At 57.7% G+C, this 15034-nt stretch carries 17 protein-coding genes and 1 pseudogene; 9 read left to right on the forward strand and 9 right to left on the reverse strand.

What is annotated here, in order from left to right:
• Nucleotides 1–41: 41 nt before the first annotated feature.
• Nucleotides 42–1550 (reverse strand): PAS-domain containing protein, encoded by a 1509-nt coding sequence (locus tag AC2FFD_RS12735; RefSeq protein WP_496873228.1) that lies wholly within the window; start codon nt 1548–1550, stop codon nt 42–44.
• A 66-nt stretch (nt 1551–1616) separates the two neighbouring features.
• Nucleotides 1617–3014 carry a sensor histidine kinase RegB gene (gene regB, locus AC2FFD_RS12740; RefSeq protein WP_496873229.1) on the reverse strand — a complete coding sequence of 466 codons (1398 nt, stop codon included), beginning with the start codon at nt 3012–3014 and terminating at the stop codon, nt 1617–1619.
• 90 nt (nt 3015–3104) lie between these two features.
• Here regB and AC2FFD_RS12745 point away from each other — a divergent pair, with 90 nt between their 5' ends.
• From AC2FFD_RS12745 to AC2FFD_RS12755, 3 genes are all read left to right on the forward strand, one after another.
• Complete coding sequence (locus tag AC2FFD_RS12745) at nt 3105–3734, forward strand: SCO family protein (RefSeq protein WP_496873230.1); 630 nt, start codon at nt 3105–3107, stop codon at nt 3732–3734.
• An 80-nt stretch (nt 3735–3814) separates the two neighbouring features.
• Nucleotides 3815–4369, forward strand: a complete 555-nt coding sequence (locus AC2FFD_RS12750) for an ActR/PrrA/RegA family redox response regulator transcription factor (protein ID WP_152459641.1) — start codon at nt 3815–3817, stop codon at nt 4367–4369.
• Nucleotides 4370–4469: 100 nt separating this feature from the next.
• A complete protein-coding gene (locus AC2FFD_RS12755; RefSeq protein WP_496873231.1) occupies nt 4470–4841 on the forward strand; it encodes a VOC family protein in 372 nt (123 codons plus the stop codon).
• Nucleotides 4842–4907: 66 nt separating this feature from the next.
• Here AC2FFD_RS12755 and AC2FFD_RS12760 read toward each other — a convergent pair whose 3' ends face one another.
• Together AC2FFD_RS12760 and AC2FFD_RS12765 are read right to left on the reverse strand one after the other, a co-directional pair.
• Entirely contained in the window at nt 4908–5621 is a 714-nt protein-coding gene (locus AC2FFD_RS12760; protein ID WP_496873232.1) for an SGNH/GDSL hydrolase family protein, read from the reverse strand.
• A 49-nt stretch (nt 5622–5670) separates the two neighbouring features.
• Nucleotides 5671–6264 (reverse strand): HD domain-containing protein, encoded by a 594-nt coding sequence (locus AC2FFD_RS12765; protein WP_496873233.1) that lies wholly within the window; start codon nt 6262–6264, stop codon nt 5671–5673.
• Nucleotides 6265–6470: 206 nt separating this feature from the next.
• Between AC2FFD_RS12765 and AC2FFD_RS12770 the strand changes: the two genes are divergently transcribed.
• From AC2FFD_RS12770 to AC2FFD_RS12785, 4 genes are all read left to right on the forward strand, one after another.
• Nucleotides 6471–6785 (forward strand): hypothetical protein, encoded by a 315-nt coding sequence (locus tag AC2FFD_RS12770; RefSeq protein WP_170345903.1) that lies wholly within the window; start codon nt 6471–6473, stop codon nt 6783–6785.
• A gap of 103 nt (nt 6786–6888) precedes the next feature.
• On the forward strand, nt 6889–8277 hold the full coding sequence (ahcY, locus tag AC2FFD_RS12775; RefSeq protein WP_170345905.1) for an adenosylhomocysteinase: 1389 nt from the start codon (nt 6889–6891) through the stop codon (nt 8275–8277).
• Nucleotides 8278–8289: 12 nt separating this feature from the next.
• On the forward strand, nt 8290–9039 hold the full coding sequence (locus tag AC2FFD_RS12780; RefSeq protein ID WP_496873234.1) for an extensin-like domain-containing protein: 750 nt from the start codon (nt 8290–8292) through the stop codon (nt 9037–9039).
• Between the two features lie 141 nt (nt 9040–9180).
• Entirely contained in the window at nt 9181–9522 is a 342-nt protein-coding gene (locus AC2FFD_RS12785) for a DUF2853 family protein (RefSeq protein WP_170345908.1), read from the forward strand.
• 218 nt (nt 9523–9740) lie between these two features.
• Here the strand turns inward: AC2FFD_RS12785 and AC2FFD_RS12790 are convergent, their stop codons facing one another.
• From AC2FFD_RS12790 to tsaD, 5 genes are all read right to left on the reverse strand, one after another.
• Entirely contained in the window at nt 9741–11048 is a 1308-nt protein-coding gene (locus AC2FFD_RS12790) for a hypothetical protein (RefSeq protein ID WP_496873235.1), read from the reverse strand.
• Between the two features lie 160 nt (nt 11049–11208).
• Nucleotides 11209–11631: an EVE domain-containing protein gene (locus tag AC2FFD_RS12795; RefSeq protein WP_496873236.1), complete on the reverse strand. Its 423-nt coding sequence runs from the start codon at nt 11629–11631 to the stop codon at nt 11209–11211.
• Nucleotides 11631–11900 carry a YciI family protein gene (locus AC2FFD_RS12800; protein WP_170345915.1) on the reverse strand — a complete coding sequence of 90 codons (270 nt, stop codon included), beginning with the start codon at nt 11898–11900 and terminating at the stop codon, nt 11631–11633. The genes AC2FFD_RS12795 and AC2FFD_RS12800 overlap by 1 nt, the downstream gene beginning before the upstream one ends.
• Nucleotide 11901: 1 nt before the next feature.
• Complete coding sequence (locus AC2FFD_RS12805) at nt 11902–12864, reverse strand: NAD(P)H-dependent glycerol-3-phosphate dehydrogenase (protein ID WP_425079484.1); 963 nt, start codon at nt 12862–12864, stop codon at nt 11902–11904.
• On the reverse strand, nt 12861–13958 hold the full coding sequence (gene tsaD, locus AC2FFD_RS12810) for a tRNA (adenosine(37)-N6)-threonylcarbamoyltransferase complex transferase subunit TsaD (protein WP_496873237.1): 1098 nt from the start codon (nt 13956–13958) through the stop codon (nt 12861–12863). Before tsaD ends, AC2FFD_RS12805 begins: the two co-directional genes overlap by 4 nt.
• Nucleotides 13959–14044: 86 nt before the next feature.
• Here tsaD and AC2FFD_RS12815 point away from each other — a divergent pair, with 86 nt between their 5' ends.
• Together AC2FFD_RS12815 and AC2FFD_RS12820 are read left to right on the forward strand one after the other, a co-directional pair.
• Nucleotides 14045–14770 (forward strand): uroporphyrinogen-III synthase, encoded by a 726-nt coding sequence (locus tag AC2FFD_RS12815; RefSeq protein WP_496873238.1) that lies wholly within the window; start codon nt 14045–14047, stop codon nt 14768–14770.
• A gap of 54 nt (nt 14771–14824) precedes the next feature.
• Nucleotides 14825–15034 (forward strand): annotated as a pseudogene (locus AC2FFD_RS12820) (hypothetical protein); the annotation flags it as partial.

Raw genomic sequence — 15034 nt, forward strand, 5'->3', positions numbered from 1 at the left:
GCCGCCACAATGGCCTTGCGCCTGACCGGCTGCAACCCGGTTCAGGCGCTGATCTGTTCCATCGCGGTGGATTTCGACGGAAACTCGGATTGCGTAAACCGGACGATTGTCGCGCCGTTGTGAACCGGTGTGACGGTGCAATCCACGGTAATGCCGGTTCTCATCTGGATTTCAGCGGTCCATTCGGCGCGGTTTTCCCGCATTTCGACAAAATCCCGCACCTCACCCAAAACCGGCGTGGCAATACAGAGGTCTTGCCAGCGTCGCGTGACATCGGTGACCGTTTCGCTTTGGAACCCGACCTCGTGTGCGTCTCCCCACAGTTTCTGATACGCGTAGTTCGTAAAGGCCAGCGTGCCGTCATCCGCAAAGACGGCAATCGCATCCGCCAGTTTGTCCAGGATCGACTGCATCAGATCCATTTCTGATCGAAAGCGCCGCGTCAGCGTGATTTCGGCGGTGATATCCTCGAACAGAAAGGCCACTGCTCCGTCCGGATGAGGGCGCCCGCTGACGGAATAGACCGATCCGGATGGCAGCGACCACGTCTCGTGATAGTTTCCATCTTCAGCCGCTTCGAGAAGGTCGTTCATCTGACGCCGCCAGCTGCGGTAATTCTTCGGCTCGGGAATCATGTGTTGATCGCGCAAACGGTCAAAAAAACTGCTCAGGCTGGGGCGGCAACTGAGGAAATCAGGCGGCAACGAGGTCAGGTCGATCAGGGCCGGGTTGAACAGGGCCAGTTGCCGATTGCGGTCAAAAATGGCGAGACCAATGGACAATTGAGCAAAGGTCTTGGTCATGGTCTGCACGAATTTGCGCTGGGCGGTCTCCGCCTCGACAATCGCGTTGACGTCAACGGCATAGCACAGATGACCGTTCTCGTGTTCGATCCGAGTCAAATCGAACCAAAGCTTGCGATCAGTATCTGCCACATCCACCGACACGCGGATTTTTCCGGTGGGTCTTTTGGCATCCTCCGGGCTTTCAAAAAGCGGCGCAGTCAGATCGGTGTCCTGATCACGTGCCTTTTGAACAAGTGCGACATAGGCGGCATTGCACCATTGCACCCGGTTGTCGTTGTCCACCAGCCATACCGGATAAGGGGCCAGATCCATTGCCAGACGGGTCGGTTCGCTTGGGGTGGCCGGTCCTGCCGGGGAGGCCTTTGCGCTTTCGCAAAGTCGAACGCGGACGATACCATCAATCCACTCACACACGACTTCTCGTTCGATCGTGCAGTCAATGGCCGATACCACGATTCTACCCTGATCGCGCACTATGTCAGGCGTTTCGGGGAAAGTGGGGAAATCCCTTTGCAACAGGCGCCGCAGGTCCTGCCAGTTTCCAACATGTTCCAACCCGGCCAGAGCGAAATCAGAATGGCTGATCAGTCGGTCACCGTCGAACAGAAATACGGCGTCAAACAGCGAGGTGTTTGAAAACAGACCAAAAGACTTGTCGCGCTGCGCCCGGCGCGGCAGCAGCCACAGAACGGCGAAACAGCACGAAACAAGACTGATCGCGGCCAGAATGATCCAATCGGCCATCAAACTCCCCAAGCCTGAACGACATCCGGACAGACTATGCGTGGGATTGGTTAACGGTCTCTTAATTCACACTTGGATCCGCGTGTTGGAACCGGAAGGGACGGGCGTGTCGCCTTTTTGTGCGTCAATCAATTTGCGAGGCCAGGTCACCTTGACGATGGCTCCGCGCCGATCCGGGTTGTCAGTCAGATGCTGGTAAGGGTCAGAACCATTGGCGAATTCCAGATCGGCGCCGCTGCGTTCCAGCAGGGTTTTGGCGATGAACAATCCCAGGCCCATGCCTTCGTATTCCGGGCGTGCTCTCTGATCGGATTCCACCCGTCTGCGACGCATAAAGGGGTCGCCGATGCGTCCGATCATGTGGGGCGGGTATCCACGCCCGTCATCCATGATGCTGACGGTGATCCTGCCGTCGGTCCATTCGGCCTCGACCCAGACATTTGCACGGGCGAAATCCACCGCATTCTGAATCAGGTTGCGCAACCCGTGAATGATCTCGGGTTTGCGCAGGATCGAGGGCTGCTGAACATCCCCGTCCTGCGCGGGGCCTTCTGAAAAATGAACCTCTTTGCCGCGACCGACATGAGGTTCGGCCGCTTCGTTCACCACTGTCGAAAGCGGCGCCTGCCGCAGGTGCAGATCATCTTTGCCCGCCCGCCCCATGTCGCGCAGAATGTCACGGCAACGGTCTGCCTGCTCGCGGATCAAAGCGGCGTCTTCTTTCAGGTCCGGGCGATCGTCAAGTTCTTCAATCAGTTCCGCGCTGGTCAGTTTTATCGTCGCCAGAGGCGTGCCCAGTTCATGCGCGGCAGCGGCAACGACGCCCCCCAGATCGGTCAGCTTCTGTTCGCGCGCCAGCGCCATATGCGTGGCGGCCAGCGCTTCCGACATGGATTGGACTTCGGAACTGACGCGGTGGGAATAGGCGCCGATGAAGATGATGGCGATGATGATTGCGGCCCAGTTTCCGAACAGAAGGATATCCGGGATATCCAGAACAAGCCCGAGGCTTGTCCGCAACGGAAGGTGAAATTCCGCAAGAACAGTTGTCAGAACGATTGCAACGGCGCCGACGATCAGGGTCGATCGTGTGCTCATGACATTGGCTGAAATCGTGACCGGGCCCAGCAGAAGCAGCGCAAACGGATTGTTCAGCCCGCCGGTCAAATACAGCAGGATTGACAGTTGCAGCAGGTCGAACAGAACCATCAGGAAGTTTTCAAACTCGCTCAGGCGCTTGTTTTGCGGAAACAGCAAAATGGCGGTCAGGTTGCCCATGACCGAAATTCCGATGGCCAGGTAACACAGGCCCAGTTCCAGCTGCACGTCATAGTATCGCTGCGCCACCGTGATTGCGGTGAGCTGGCCGATGATGGCCACCCATCGCAAAAGGATCAGGGTCCGCAGACGAATCCAGCTGCTGCGTTCCTGGCCGCGCCAAAAAGTCTGATTGGATTCTGCCATCGGTTGCTTATGTCCTGTTGCATCGGCTGGTCATCTTGATAGGTGTCCCGGCCGGAACGATCAACAACCCCTTGCGACCGGATAATCGAAATGAGCCGTCTACTGTACGCAATTCTCGCAACCCTTGCTCTGGCCAGCGGACTTGGGGCCATGTGGCTTCTGACGTCGGGCGGCGGGTCCGATGACAAGTTCGCACAATGCCGGTCCAGCCAGATCGCCGGGGGTTCCGCCGCAATTGGCGGGCCATTTGAACTGGTGAATGGCAAGGGCGAGACGGTCACGGACAAAGACGTGATCACCGAACCGACACTGGTTTATTTCGGATATACGTTCTGCCCGGACGTTTGCCCGTTCGACATGTCCCGCAACGCCGAGGCCGTCGATATTCTGGCCGAACGCGGGTTGTCGGTGACACCGTTGTTCATCTCAATCGACCCGGATCGCGATACGCCCGAAGTGATGGCCGATTATGCCTTCAATCTCGGGGGCAAGACGATTGCGCTGACCGGCTCGCCCGAACAGGTCAAGGCGGCCAGCAAGGCCTACAAGACCTATTACAAGGCGCATGACAAAAGCGACGAATTCTATCTGGTTGACCATTCCACTTTCACATATCTGGTCACACCCGAAGATGGATTCCTGGAGTTTTTCAAGCGCGAAGACACGGCCGAACAGATGGCGGACAAGGTTGAGTGCTTTTTGGAACAGGGCGTGTCGTAACAAGGTTGTTTGACCTTTGTTCCCGCGCTGCTATTACTCATGTTCGAGCCAAAAGCATGAAATAGCGAAAGACCTAACATATGGCAGATACTTCTCAGCTTGACATCGGCCCTGATAAATCCCTGCTTTTGGTTGATGATGACGAGCCGTTTCTGAGACGTCTGGCCAAGGCCATGGAAAAGCGTGGCTTCGAGGTTGAGACCGCAGGATCCGTCGCGGCAGGGCGCGCAATATCCACCGCCCGACCCCCGGCTTATGCCGTCGTCGATTTGCGGCTTGAGGATGGCAACGGCCTGGACGTTGTCGAGGTATTGCGGGAAAAACGCCCCGATAGCCGTGTTGTTGTTCTGACCGGATATGGCGCAATCGCCACCGCCGTCGCGGCTGTCAAGATCGGCGCGACCGACTATCTGTCAAAGCCGGCGGACGCCACCGACATCACGAACGCATTGCTGGCAAAGGGTGACGAGATGCCCCCGCCGCCGGAAAACCCCATGAGCGCGGACCGTGTGCGCTGGGAACATATCCAGCGCGTCTATGAGCTGTGTGACCGGAATGTCTCTGAAACCGCGCGACGGTTGAATATGCATCGGCGGACGTTGCAGCGGATACTGGCGAAACGCAGCCCTCGTTAGGTCGGCCGGCCGCTCGATGACGGTTTAGTGACTTGTAACCTTGGACCCTGTCGAGGACTGTTCGGCTATCTGGAAACTATTGTCAGAACAGGACCACTCGATGATCGGATATGTAACCGTAGGCGTTTCGGACATGGAACGCGCCAAGGACTTCTATACCAGCCTTTTCGCGGGCAAGGGCGCGAAAGTGGTTATAGACGCAGGCCGGATCGCGTTCATCGGCAACAGACCAGACGCGCCGATGCTGGCGGTGTGCGAGCCCTACGACGGTGATGCCTGCGTCGCCGGAAATGGCAACATGGTCGCCTTTGCAGCCGACTCCAAGGATGAGGTCAAGGAACTTTACGACAAGGCAATCAGCCTGGGTGCGGTGGACGAAGGCGAACCCGGTCAACGTGTCCCCGACAGGTTCTATGGTGCCTATGTGCGTGACCCGGATGGCAACAAATTGTGCTTCTACGTCTTTGGCTGAAACAGGGTGACAACAAACCCCGTCCAAGCTTCGGACAGTTCTGCGGGCAGTTTCCGTTCAGTTCCTTCAGGGTGAGCAGGAGATTTCTGCGCAGAGCTGCTGCGCCAGCTGACGATATCCGATAGCGTTGGGATGCAGCCCGTCCGATGTCCATTCGGCGGTGTTCTCGCCGTACCCGTCCGGCGGGGTCAGAAATGTGCAGTTCGCCATCTCCTGACAGGCGCGTTGGACAGCCGAATTGAAGGCCGTTCGAAACGCCTCTTTCTCCGGGGTCCAGCTTGCACCGGTGACGGGCAACACAGCACGCCAGATCAACCTTTCGGCGGGCATGAACACGGTCTTCAACTGTGCGACATACTCTGCAATCTCCTCCGGAGGTGTGGCCGTCAGAGCGTCATTGACCCCGATTCCAAGATACCATGTCGGAACATGGGCAATCAGTTCCGGTTTTGCCCGCGCGATGAGGCTCGGGGTGGTGTCGCGGCTGATCCCAAGGTTCAGCGAGTTGGGCAGGATGTTGCTGGTCAACCACCCTTCGATTATGGAATCACCGATGAAAGCGATCTGAATATCAGGTGAAGCCAGCGCCTGAGAAATTGGCCGTTCGTGCAGCCAGACCATAAGTTTGTAGTGATCGGTTTCCGTGACCGGGACATACGCGCCAGAGATTTTTCTGAGTGCCTTCGAAACATACCCGGTTTCGACCAACGCTGCCGCAAGAACAACAGTCAGCACGACGTTGACGACAAGAAAAGCTCGGGTTCCGGTCTTTATTTTCATCTTTTTCCACCAGTCCCCCGTACCACTCACCGCCTTCGGACAGCGTCTCTCAGATCTGTGCGATCAACTCTGCGTGCCGTGCTGTAAAGGCGTGCCGCACCTCGACCGGGGGGCGCAGCCTGATCTGTAAACCCGCCATGACCCCCCTGTCCGGACGGCCAAAGAATTTCGTGGCTTCGGCCTCGGAAAAGCCCGCGATTTGTGTGGCCTCCATCCAGGCACTGATCTTGTCGGCCTTCTTGATCTGGCGCTTCACCGTTTTTGGGACCTCAGCCGGTAGGCCAAACCGTATATGGATTGCCGCCGCCAGCCGGTCGTCCAACGCGCCATAGTCTGGTCCGACGGCGGATTTCACGGGCGAGATCATATCGCCGATCACATATTCGGGCGCGTCATGTAACAATGCGGCCAAACGCCATTTCATGGGTGTTTTGGGGGCAATACGGCTAAAAATCTCTTCAACCAGCAGGGAATGTTCGGCCACGGAATACGCGAAATCGCCGTTTGTCTGACCGTTCCAACGAGCGACAAAGGCAAGGCCGTGTGCGATGTCTTCAATCTCGATATCCACCGGTGTCGGATCCAGCAGGTCCAGCCTGCGGCCCGACAGCATCCTTTGCCACGCTCTGGGTTGTGTTGCCATTCTGCCATGCCTTGTGAAGTTGGACACGTTCAATTCGCGTTTTTATGGTATGATGTACCTGTCTGGGTCACATGCTGCCAACATTTTCTTGAGCGTTCGTGCTTTGAAACGGCGCGGTAGGATCCCGACATTGAAGACTGAGGGGGGTGCATTCTCCTCCCAGTGTGCCCCTCTCGAACGGAAACACGTATCGAAAGGAGCATCCCATGTTCAAACGTTTATTCGCAATCGCACTGACCTTCGGAATGGCCGCCACCGCGCCGCCTGCCTTTGCCCAGAATTGTGCGGCACGGGACGACATCATATCCAAATTGCAGGAGAACTATGCCGAGGAATTGGCCTTTGGCGGCCTGCAAAAAACACGCGGCGCGCAATCGGTGATGGAGGTTTGGACCTCGAAAGAAACGGGAAGTTATACCGTTTTGGTAACCAATGCGAACGGTATCAGTTGTATTGTTGCCGTTGGTACCGATTTTTTTGAAGCGATACCAAAGATCGAAATTGAAGGCACACCAAGCTGATATTGGCCATATCGTTTCCGATCACAGTCTTCAAAGTTGCCACCTGCCCCAAGGAATGCTAGGGGCAGCCAGGACTGTGAATTACCGGAAAATGGAGCACCTGATGGCCGGGGACTATATCGTTAAAGACATTTCATTGGCTGGCTTTGGCCGCAAAGAACTGGACATAGCCGAAACCGAGATGCCGGGCCTGATGTCCCTGCGCGCGGAATATGGCGAAAGCAAACCTCTGAAAGGTGCGCGGATCGTTGGATCGCTGCACATGACCATCCAGACGGGCGTTCTGATCGAAACGCTGGTGGCGCTGGGCGCGGATGTGCGCTGGGCGTCGTGCAACATCTTCTCGACCCAGGACCACGCCGCCGCCGCGATCGCCGAGGCGGGTATTCCCGTCTTCGCCGTCAAAGGCCAGACGCTGGAAGAGCACTGGGATTATCTGGACAAATCCTTCCTGTTCGAAGACGGCCCGAACATGATCCTGGACGATGGCGGTGACGCGACGCTGTACATCCTGCTGGGTGCCCGTGCCGAAGCGGGTGAGGACATCATCCCTGTTCCGGGTTCGGAAGAGGAAGAAGTGATCAAGAAGCAGATCGCCAAGCGTATGGCGGCAAGCCCGGGCTGGTTCACCAAGATGCGTGACCAGATCAAGGGCGTTTCCGAGGAAACCACCACCGGTGTGAACCGCCTGTATCAGCTGGTCAAGGAAGGCCACCTGCCGTTCCCGGCGATCAACGTGAATGACAGCGTCACCAAGTCGAAATTCGACAACAAATACGGCTGCAAGGAATCGCTGGTTGACGGTATCCGCCGCGCCACCGACACGATGATGGCCGGCAAGGTTGCCGTGGTCTGCGGTTACGGTGATGTGGGCAAAGGTTCGGCCGCGTCGTTGCGTGGTGCCGGTGCCCGTGTAAAAGTCACCGAAGTCGACCCGATCTGCGCCCTGCAAGCCGCGATGGACGGGTTCGAAGTGACCCTGCTGGAAGACGAAGTCGCCAGCGCGGATATCTTCATCACAACCACCGGCAACAAGGACGTGATCCGCATCGAGCATATGCGCGAGATGAAGGACATGGCCATCGTCGGCAACATCGGCCACTTCGACAACGAAATTCAGGTGGCCAGCCTGAAGAACCACAAATGGACCAACATCAAGGAACAGGTGGACATGATCGAGATGCCCTCGGGCAACCGCATCATCCTGCTGTCCGAAGGCCGTCTGCTGAACCTGGGCAACGCCACCGGGCACCCGTCCTTCGTGATGTCGGCCTCGTTTACCAACCAGGTTCTGGCCCAGATCGAACTGTTCACCAAGGGTGACCAGTACGAGAACAAGGTCTACATCCTGCCCAAACATCTGGATGAGAAAGTGGCCCGCCTGCATCTGGATCGTATCGGCGTGAAGCTGACCCAGATGGATGCGGATCAGGCCGCTTACATCGGTGTCAAACCGGAAGGTCCGTACAAGCCGGAACACTACCGCTACTGATCGCCGTCTGGTATGACGCAGAAATCTGGGCGCCGCCGGTATTTTTACCTGGCGGCGTCTTTCCTTTTCAGGCTGGCGGTTGTTGTGATCGTTTTGGGCGGTGGTGTCTGGTGGGTGTTGGCGCATCCCGAAACGCCGATACCGTCACACTGGAACCCGTTGCGTGATCTGAAGGTAACCGCCCCGATCACACCCGTCACAAAGGTCCAGTTGAACCGCGCGCTGGCCAGCGAAGCACGGTGCAGGGCCGCTCTGGAAGACGCAGGTGTTCGGTTTGAGGCGATGGCGGACCTGATAGTCGATCAGAACTGCGGCATCGCCGGTCGGGGTCGTCTGACCAAATTGGTGACATCGCGGATCGAGGATGTTGAAACCAGTTGCGCCACGGCGTTGCGCCTGACCATGTGGGAACATCACGTCGTGCAGCCCGCCGCACGCGATCTGCTTGGGGCGGACATTTCCCGACTGCGCCACATCGGCAGTTACAATTGCCGCCGCATACGCACCGCGCAGGGTCAAAACAGTGGGTGGAGCAGCCATGCCCGCGCGGATTCGATAGATATCGTCGGTGTGGATACCGTTGACGGTCGGACGCTGACCTTGCTGTCAAACTGGCAGGGCTCCGGACCGGAAGGCGCCTTTTTTCGACTGATCTGGCGCGGGGCCTGCGGTTGGTTTCGTGTGGTTCTTGGGCCCGACTTCAATCGCTTGCACGCGGATCATTTCCACTTGCAAGGCCCGGGGTGGGGCTATTGCCGCTAGATTTTTTCGGCAAGAAACTTGCTGGCTGCGACCAAGGGGGAGAAATCGCGGTTTTTTTTCCTTTTGGAAAAGCCCTGGACGCGGCTAGTCTTTCGATCATCGGTAAAAGGTGCCGGGTAAACGGATCAAGGAGACTAGGATATGGGCAAGCGCGACGATCTGATCGCCAAATACGCAGAAGACCTGAAAACCAAATGCGGCATGGACCCCGATATGGACCTTTTGACCAAGGTCACCATCGGTTGTGGTCCGGCGATCTATGACGCAGATGCGGCAACTGTCGCGGCCAGCCAGGACTCGGAACTGGAAACCGTCAAGAACAACTTCCTGATCAAAAAGCTGGGTCTGGCAGATGGCCCCGAGCTGATGGAAGGGATCAACAAAGCCATGGAAACCTATGGCATGTCCGAGCGCAACAAGTACCGTGCCGTTGTCTATTATATTTTGACCAAGCATTTCGGAAAAGAATCCGTTTACAGCTGACCCGGTCGAAATTCACCAAGCGCCCGCCGAGATTTTGGCGGGCGTACTTAATTTGAGTTTCAATTTAAAGACTTGGCATTTGAAACCAGGGGCTCGGCTGCGCTAAGTTCAACCTGTGACCAGGACGGTCAGAACCAGATATTTCCATACGCGTGTGGTGAGTAGGGAGCACGCGGGGGTAGGGAAGGTTCTGTATCGTCAGAGCCTTCCCTCGTTTCTCATCTGAGTTCGTCAAGAATGCGCGCAATGAAATTGTCGAATTCGGTGGGCTTCTGGTCCGATCCCCCTTGCGAAGCACCGCCGCTGCCTGCCAGATAAACCTCTATCCGTCCCGGGCGGGTTTTGTTGCCTGAATTCGTGAAGTCCCTCAGAACACCGTCAAGAGCATCAGCCGCCAGCGCCGCGTTTTCAGCGTCGCTTGGATGATAGAATCGAACCTGTGTTTCTCGGACGCGGAAACCCACGCGGTCTGTTGATACAACTGTCGCACGGCCCTGTGTAAGCAATTCGTAAGCCCGGCTACTGGCTTCTTGTGACACTCTCGACGGGACAAAAAGCGAAACTTCCAGATCAATGGGGGATTGAGCGGGCGAAAGCGGTTTTACCTCTGCATAAGACGGGGCCGCAGATAATGTGATCTCTTGCAGGGCAGGGTCCAAAATCATCAAGGATACCTGCGAAAAGTTGTCTTTGTTCGACCGGTTGGAGTAGCGCCACGGAGGTTCCGCAGAAGCTGGATACAAGGTTTGAACATCCGCTGAAGAAGCGGTGGCCAAGATGGGCTCGAGCTGTGGCGGAATGAATATGGCTGGCGGAGACAAAGACAAGGCCGGCTCCGGGCCTGGGGATCCTGGTTCCAACTCGCTTTGGCCATCCGCATTCGAAATGTCTTCAGCAGGAACCGGTGACGTCACAACCGCCTCAACCGAGACGCTCTGGTCGCGAGATGCGCCTGTGATCGCATCCTCGGCCTCTTCGATGATCGGGAGGGTGGAAACGGGTGCGTCCTGCGAAGACGCTGGATCGGTGGGTTCTTCTTCTGCTTGTGTGTCTCGTGGGGCCAGTGGCTCATCAATTCTGACAATGGACTCTCTGTCTGAAAGCAGTTCCTCGATTTCAGGCAAAGTTTCCGTAGCCGCATCCAGGCTGGGTGGGGGCGTTCCACTGGTAGAGCGCCAAATTCCGGCAATATTGGTGACACCCCATTGCAGCACCGCGCCGCAAACCAAAGCGGCCAGAATAATACCTGCTCTAACTAATGGTTTTTTCCTGTTTTTTGGTTCTTCCAAATGCAGGGAACGGACCCGGTCTGATACGATCTCTTCGATTTTGGTTTCGTCGGGCCGGGACAGATGCTCTGTCTCGGAAGGTTTCAGGGCGGGTTTTTCCTGCGCTTCACCCTGCGCCCCGCTGAGCACTCTGGCACGCTTTTCGCGCGCCTCTTTCAGGCGCGCTTCCCAGTTTTTTGAATTCTTCGCAGCAACGGCGTCTTCGAATACCCCATTGCCGCCTTCTTCGTCAGACATGGGTCCATGCTTTCAAGAAAGACCGAACTTTATTCGGACACTGCCAAGTGCGCGCGATTGCAGGATAAGCGATCGACAAGCCCCCACTCGGCAAAGCCCAAGGAAAGATACCATCTTGCCAGGTGTTTGAGAAGTTCTGCACCTGACGACATGTTCCCATTCAGTCAGGCTGCGTTTCACCCAGCATGCAAATTATCCGCCATTCATCCTCGGTCACGGGTTGCACCGATAAGCGAGAGTTCTTCACCAGCACCATATTGGCCAGACGCTCGTCCGCCTTGATCTGGTCCAGCGCTACGGGTTTGGAAAAAGGCCGCACGGCCTTGATGTCCACGCACTCCCACCGTTCGTCATCGGTGGTGCTGTCGGGGTGGGCCTCGGCGCAGACCTCGACAATGCCCACGACGGATTTGTCCTTTTGCGAATGGTAGAAGAACCCCCGGTCCCCAACCTTCATCTGACGCATGAAATTGCGCGCCTGATAATTGCGAACGCCGTCCCATTCCTCGCCCGCATCACCCTTCGCGACTTGCTGATCCCAACTCCAGGTCGACGGTTCCGATTTGAACAACCAATAGGCCATCAACCGACCACCTTTTTCCACGGGATCAGTTCGACCGATTGGAACAATCCAGCCTTCGCGTAGGGGTCGCTATCGGCCCAAGACTGTGCTGCGGCCAGGTCTTCCACGTCGAGGATTATCAATGAGCCGATCATGGAATCGCCGTCCAGCAGTGGTCCGGCCTGTGACACGACGCCGGTTTCTTCGATATAAGCCAGGTGGGCCGAGCGGTTGTCCAATCGGGTTTGCAACGCGCCGGGTTTGTCACGAGCGATGAGGGCGATCAGCATGTTATTCCTCCTTGAGGGGTCGATTGAGCAGGTTTTGAATGGCCTTGGTGACACTGTAGGCGCCATGGCTCAGGTCCGCCACCGTGGTGCTGATGGGCATATCCAGCCCTTCCTTGGCGGCTATGTCCGACATGGCGCGGGCGGTGGCGACGCCTTCGACCGTCGTTTGACTGTCGAAGGGCTGATTCAGACCCAAACTCAGGCCAAAACGATAGTTTCGGGACAGTTCGGACGAGCAGGTCAGCACAAGATCTCCTAGCCCGGACAAACCCATCAGGGTGTCGGGACGCGCGCCGCGCATCGCGGCAAAGCGTTGCATCTCGGCAAACCCGCGGGTCATCAAGGCCGCCCGGGCGCTGTCTCCCAGACCTGCGCCGATGACGGCCCCGCAGCCAATGGCCATGACATTCTTCAGCGCGCCGCCAAGTTCGGCGCCGACCGTGTCTGTGGTGCGATAGAGGCGCAGGTTCGCCGTCGTCAGTTCGGCCTGAAGCGCCTTGCCAAGTTCCGTATCCTCGCAAGCCAGCGTCAACGCGGTGGGCAGGCCGTGTGCAATGTCATCTGCAAAACTGGGCCCGGTCAGCAACGCGATGCGGGCATCCGGGACAACCTCTTTGATGACCGCGACAGGTCCAAGCCCCGAGGTCAGTTCAATTCCCTTGCAGCAGGCCACCAGAGTCTTGCCACGCAGGACCGGGGCGTGATCCTGCAAAGCGCTGCGCAATTTCTGCATTGGCACAGCCAACAAGAGCGTGTCAGCCCTGAGCGCCTCGGCGATGTCCGCGGTCACGGTGATGTCCGCGGGTAGGGCGATGTTGGGCAGCCGGGTTGCGTTTTCGCGCGCCGCGCGCATCTGCTTCGCCTGATCGGCGTTTCTTGACCACAGTGTCACCGGCCCGTTGCCTGCCAGCGAGATTGCCAGAGCAGTACCAAACGCACCGGATCCCAGAACGGATACGCTCATGCCTTGGCCCCTTTCTTGCCGCCGCCCAGCATGGCCGGGCTGTGCTGATCCAGAGGCCAGCGAGGGCGGGCGGTCAGATCCAGCCCGTCCCGTGCGCCGGTACGAAAGCGTTCCAGGCCAGCATAGGCAATCATCGCAGCATTATCCGTGCACAACGCCAACGGGGGGGCGGTGAACCTGGTGTCTTTTTCAGCACAAACAGACTCTAATTCGGATCGAATGGCCGAGTTGGCGGCAACTCCTCCGGCGACGGCAATCACGGGTTCAGACGGAGAGTTTTCCAGATACAGATCGATTGCGCGTCGGGTCTTTTCGGCCAATGTGTCCACAACCGCCTGCTGGAATCCAGCGCACAGATCTGCGCGGTCCTGGCGCGTCAAACCACCCTTTTCGTTCACGATCTGGTCGCGCATCCGCATCAAAGCCGTTTTCAATCCCGAAAAGGACAGATCGCAACCGGGCCGGTCCAGAAGCGGCCTTGGAAACCGGAATCGTTTGGGATCACCGGCGCGCGCCTCGGCTTCGACGGAAGGGCCACCAGGTTGCGGCAGGCCCAGCAGGCGGGCGGTTTTGTCGAAGGCCTCGCCCGGCGCATCGTCGATGGTGCCGCCAAGGCGGGTAAAATGTTCGGGCCCGTGGGCGATCAGGAACTGGCAGTGGCCGCCCGACACCAGAAGCATCAGGTAGGGGAAGGCAATGTTGTCCGTCAGTCGCGGTGTCAGCGCATGACCGGCAAGGTGATTGACACCCACCAGCGGCAGACCGGTTGCCGCGCTGATCCCCTTGGCGCACATCACGCCGGACATGACCCCTCCGATCAGACCCGGCCCGGCGGTGACGGCAATGGCGTCCATGTCTTTCAGGGAAAGCCCCGCGGCCTCCAGTGCTTGCAGAACGCAGACATCCAGCTTTTCCGCATGCGCCCGGGCTGCGATCTCAGGCACGACGCCGCCAAAAGGACTGTGCAGTTCGGTTTGGCCATGTACCACGGATGACAGGATTTCGGCTTCGGCGCCCGTCGTTTGGCGCACGATGGCTCCGGCCGTATCGTCACAGCTGCTTTCCAATCCCAGTACGGTAAGTGTTTGCACCATCACCCTGATCCGTTGCATCATGATCCTACGGCGGGGTATCACCCTGCGCGGATGCAAACAATCCTGAAGGGCCAAGGGGCCGCACGTTGTATTTGTTGATGACCCGCCCGCGCGCCGCCTCTGAAAGGTTCGTTGCGCAGTTGCCGACCCGCACCAGAACTCGGGTTCAGGTCATCTATTCCCCGATCATGGAAATCCGACCTCTACCGGTTGCCGTTGAGACCGAGGGTGTGCAGGGATTGATTTTCACATCGGCCAATGCGGTGAACGCGGCGGCCTTGAAAGGTGTGGACCGCAACCTGCCCGCTTTCTGCGTCGGACCGACAACGACCAGTACCGCAAAAGGTTGCGGCTGGCAGGCCGAAATAGTCGGGGCCACGGCGGAAGAACTGGTGGGACATCTGCTCAAGCGGAGGCCCAAAAGCCCGCTGTTGCATTTGAGGGGTGAGAACACGCGCGGCAATGTTGCCGGTCGACTGACCGAATCCGGCCTGACGGTGCGGGAACTGCCGGTCTACCAGCAATTGCTGTTGCCGCTAACATCCGAAGCGACCCGGGTGGCAGATCTGGATTCGCCGGTGATCGCACCGCTTTTTTCGCCAAGAACGGCGCGACATTTTGCCGATATTTGGACCGGATCCGCGCCTTTGTGGTTGGCCGCAATTAGTCAGGCTACGGCGGATCCCCTTTATTCATTGGACTATGCGCGCCTGAAGATCGCAAAGAAGCCGACACCAAAGAAAATGCGTAAGGCTGTCAAAAAGCTTGTGAAACATGCGTTGCGGGTTGAGGGTGGCGCGGTCCCCGATTAACTTAACCAGGGCTGTTATTCATCTGAATTTGGATTCGATAAGGGGAATATTGCGGTGGCTGGTAAGAAAAAGTCCGAAGAAAAGCCGGTGGAGACCCCCAAGGCAGATGACGTCGTCGAACCCGAACTGCAACAGGACGATGCGACTGTTGACCCGACTGAGACCGTAGAAGAAGAACTTTCCGAAGCCGAAGCCGAAGCCGAAGCCGAAGCCGAAGCCGAAGCCGAAGCCGAAGCCGAAGCCGAAGCCGAAGCCGAAGCCGAA

Source organism: Ruegeria sp. YTSC002, from assembly GCF_059609845.1.

Coding starts and splice junctions, on each gene's coding strand:
- AC2FFD_RS12765 (WP_496873233.1), bottom strand. CDS start 6,264: ATGGCAACACAACCCAGAGCGTGGCAAAGGATGCTGTCGGGCCGCAGG.
- AC2FFD_RS12755 (WP_496873231.1), top strand. CDS start 4,470: ATGATCGGATATGTAACCGTAGGCGTTTCGGACATGGAACGCGCCAAG.
- AC2FFD_RS12805 (WP_425079484.1), bottom strand. CDS start 12,864: ATGAGCGTATCCGTTCTGGGATCCGGTGCGTTTGGTACTGCTCTGGCA.
- AC2FFD_RS12780 (WP_496873234.1), top strand. CDS start 8,290: ATGACGCAGAAATCTGGGCGCCGCCGGTATTTTTACCTGGCGGCGTCT.
- AC2FFD_RS12795 (WP_496873236.1), bottom strand. CDS start 11,631: ATGGCCTATTGGTTGTTCAAATCGGAACCGTCGACCTGGAGTTGGGAT.
- AC2FFD_RS12770 (WP_170345903.1), top strand. CDS start 6,471: ATGTTCAAACGTTTATTCGCAATCGCACTGACCTTCGGAATGGCCGCC.
- tsaD (WP_496873237.1), bottom strand. CDS start 13,958: ATGGTGCAAACACTTACCGTACTGGGATTGGAAAGCAGCTGTGACGAT.
- AC2FFD_RS12785 (WP_170345908.1), top strand. CDS start 9,181: ATGGGCAAGCGCGACGATCTGATCGCCAAATACGCAGAAGACCTGAAA.
- AC2FFD_RS12800 (WP_170345915.1), bottom strand. CDS start 11,900: ATGCTGATCGCCCTCATCGCTCGTGACAAACCCGGCGCGTTGCAAACC.
- AC2FFD_RS12745 (WP_496873230.1), top strand. CDS start 3,105: ATGAGCCGTCTACTGTACGCAATTCTCGCAACCCTTGCTCTGGCCAGC.
- ahcY (WP_170345905.1), top strand. CDS start 6,889: ATGGCCGGGGACTATATCGTTAAAGACATTTCATTGGCTGGCTTTGGC.
- AC2FFD_RS12750 (WP_152459641.1), top strand. CDS start 3,815: ATGGCAGATACTTCTCAGCTTGACATCGGCCCTGATAAATCCCTGCTT.
- AC2FFD_RS12760 (WP_496873232.1), bottom strand. CDS start 5,621: ATGAAAATAAAGACCGGAACCCGAGCTTTTCTTGTCGTCAACGTCGTG.
- AC2FFD_RS12790 (WP_496873235.1), bottom strand. CDS start 11,048: ATGTCTGACGAAGAAGGCGGCAATGGGGTATTCGAAGACGCCGTTGCT.
- AC2FFD_RS12735 (WP_496873228.1), bottom strand. CDS start 1,550: ATGGCCGATTGGATCATTCTGGCCGCGATCAGTCTTGTTTCGTGCTGT.
- regB (WP_496873229.1), bottom strand. CDS start 3,014: ATGGCAGAATCCAATCAGACTTTTTGGCGCGGCCAGGAACGCAGCAGC.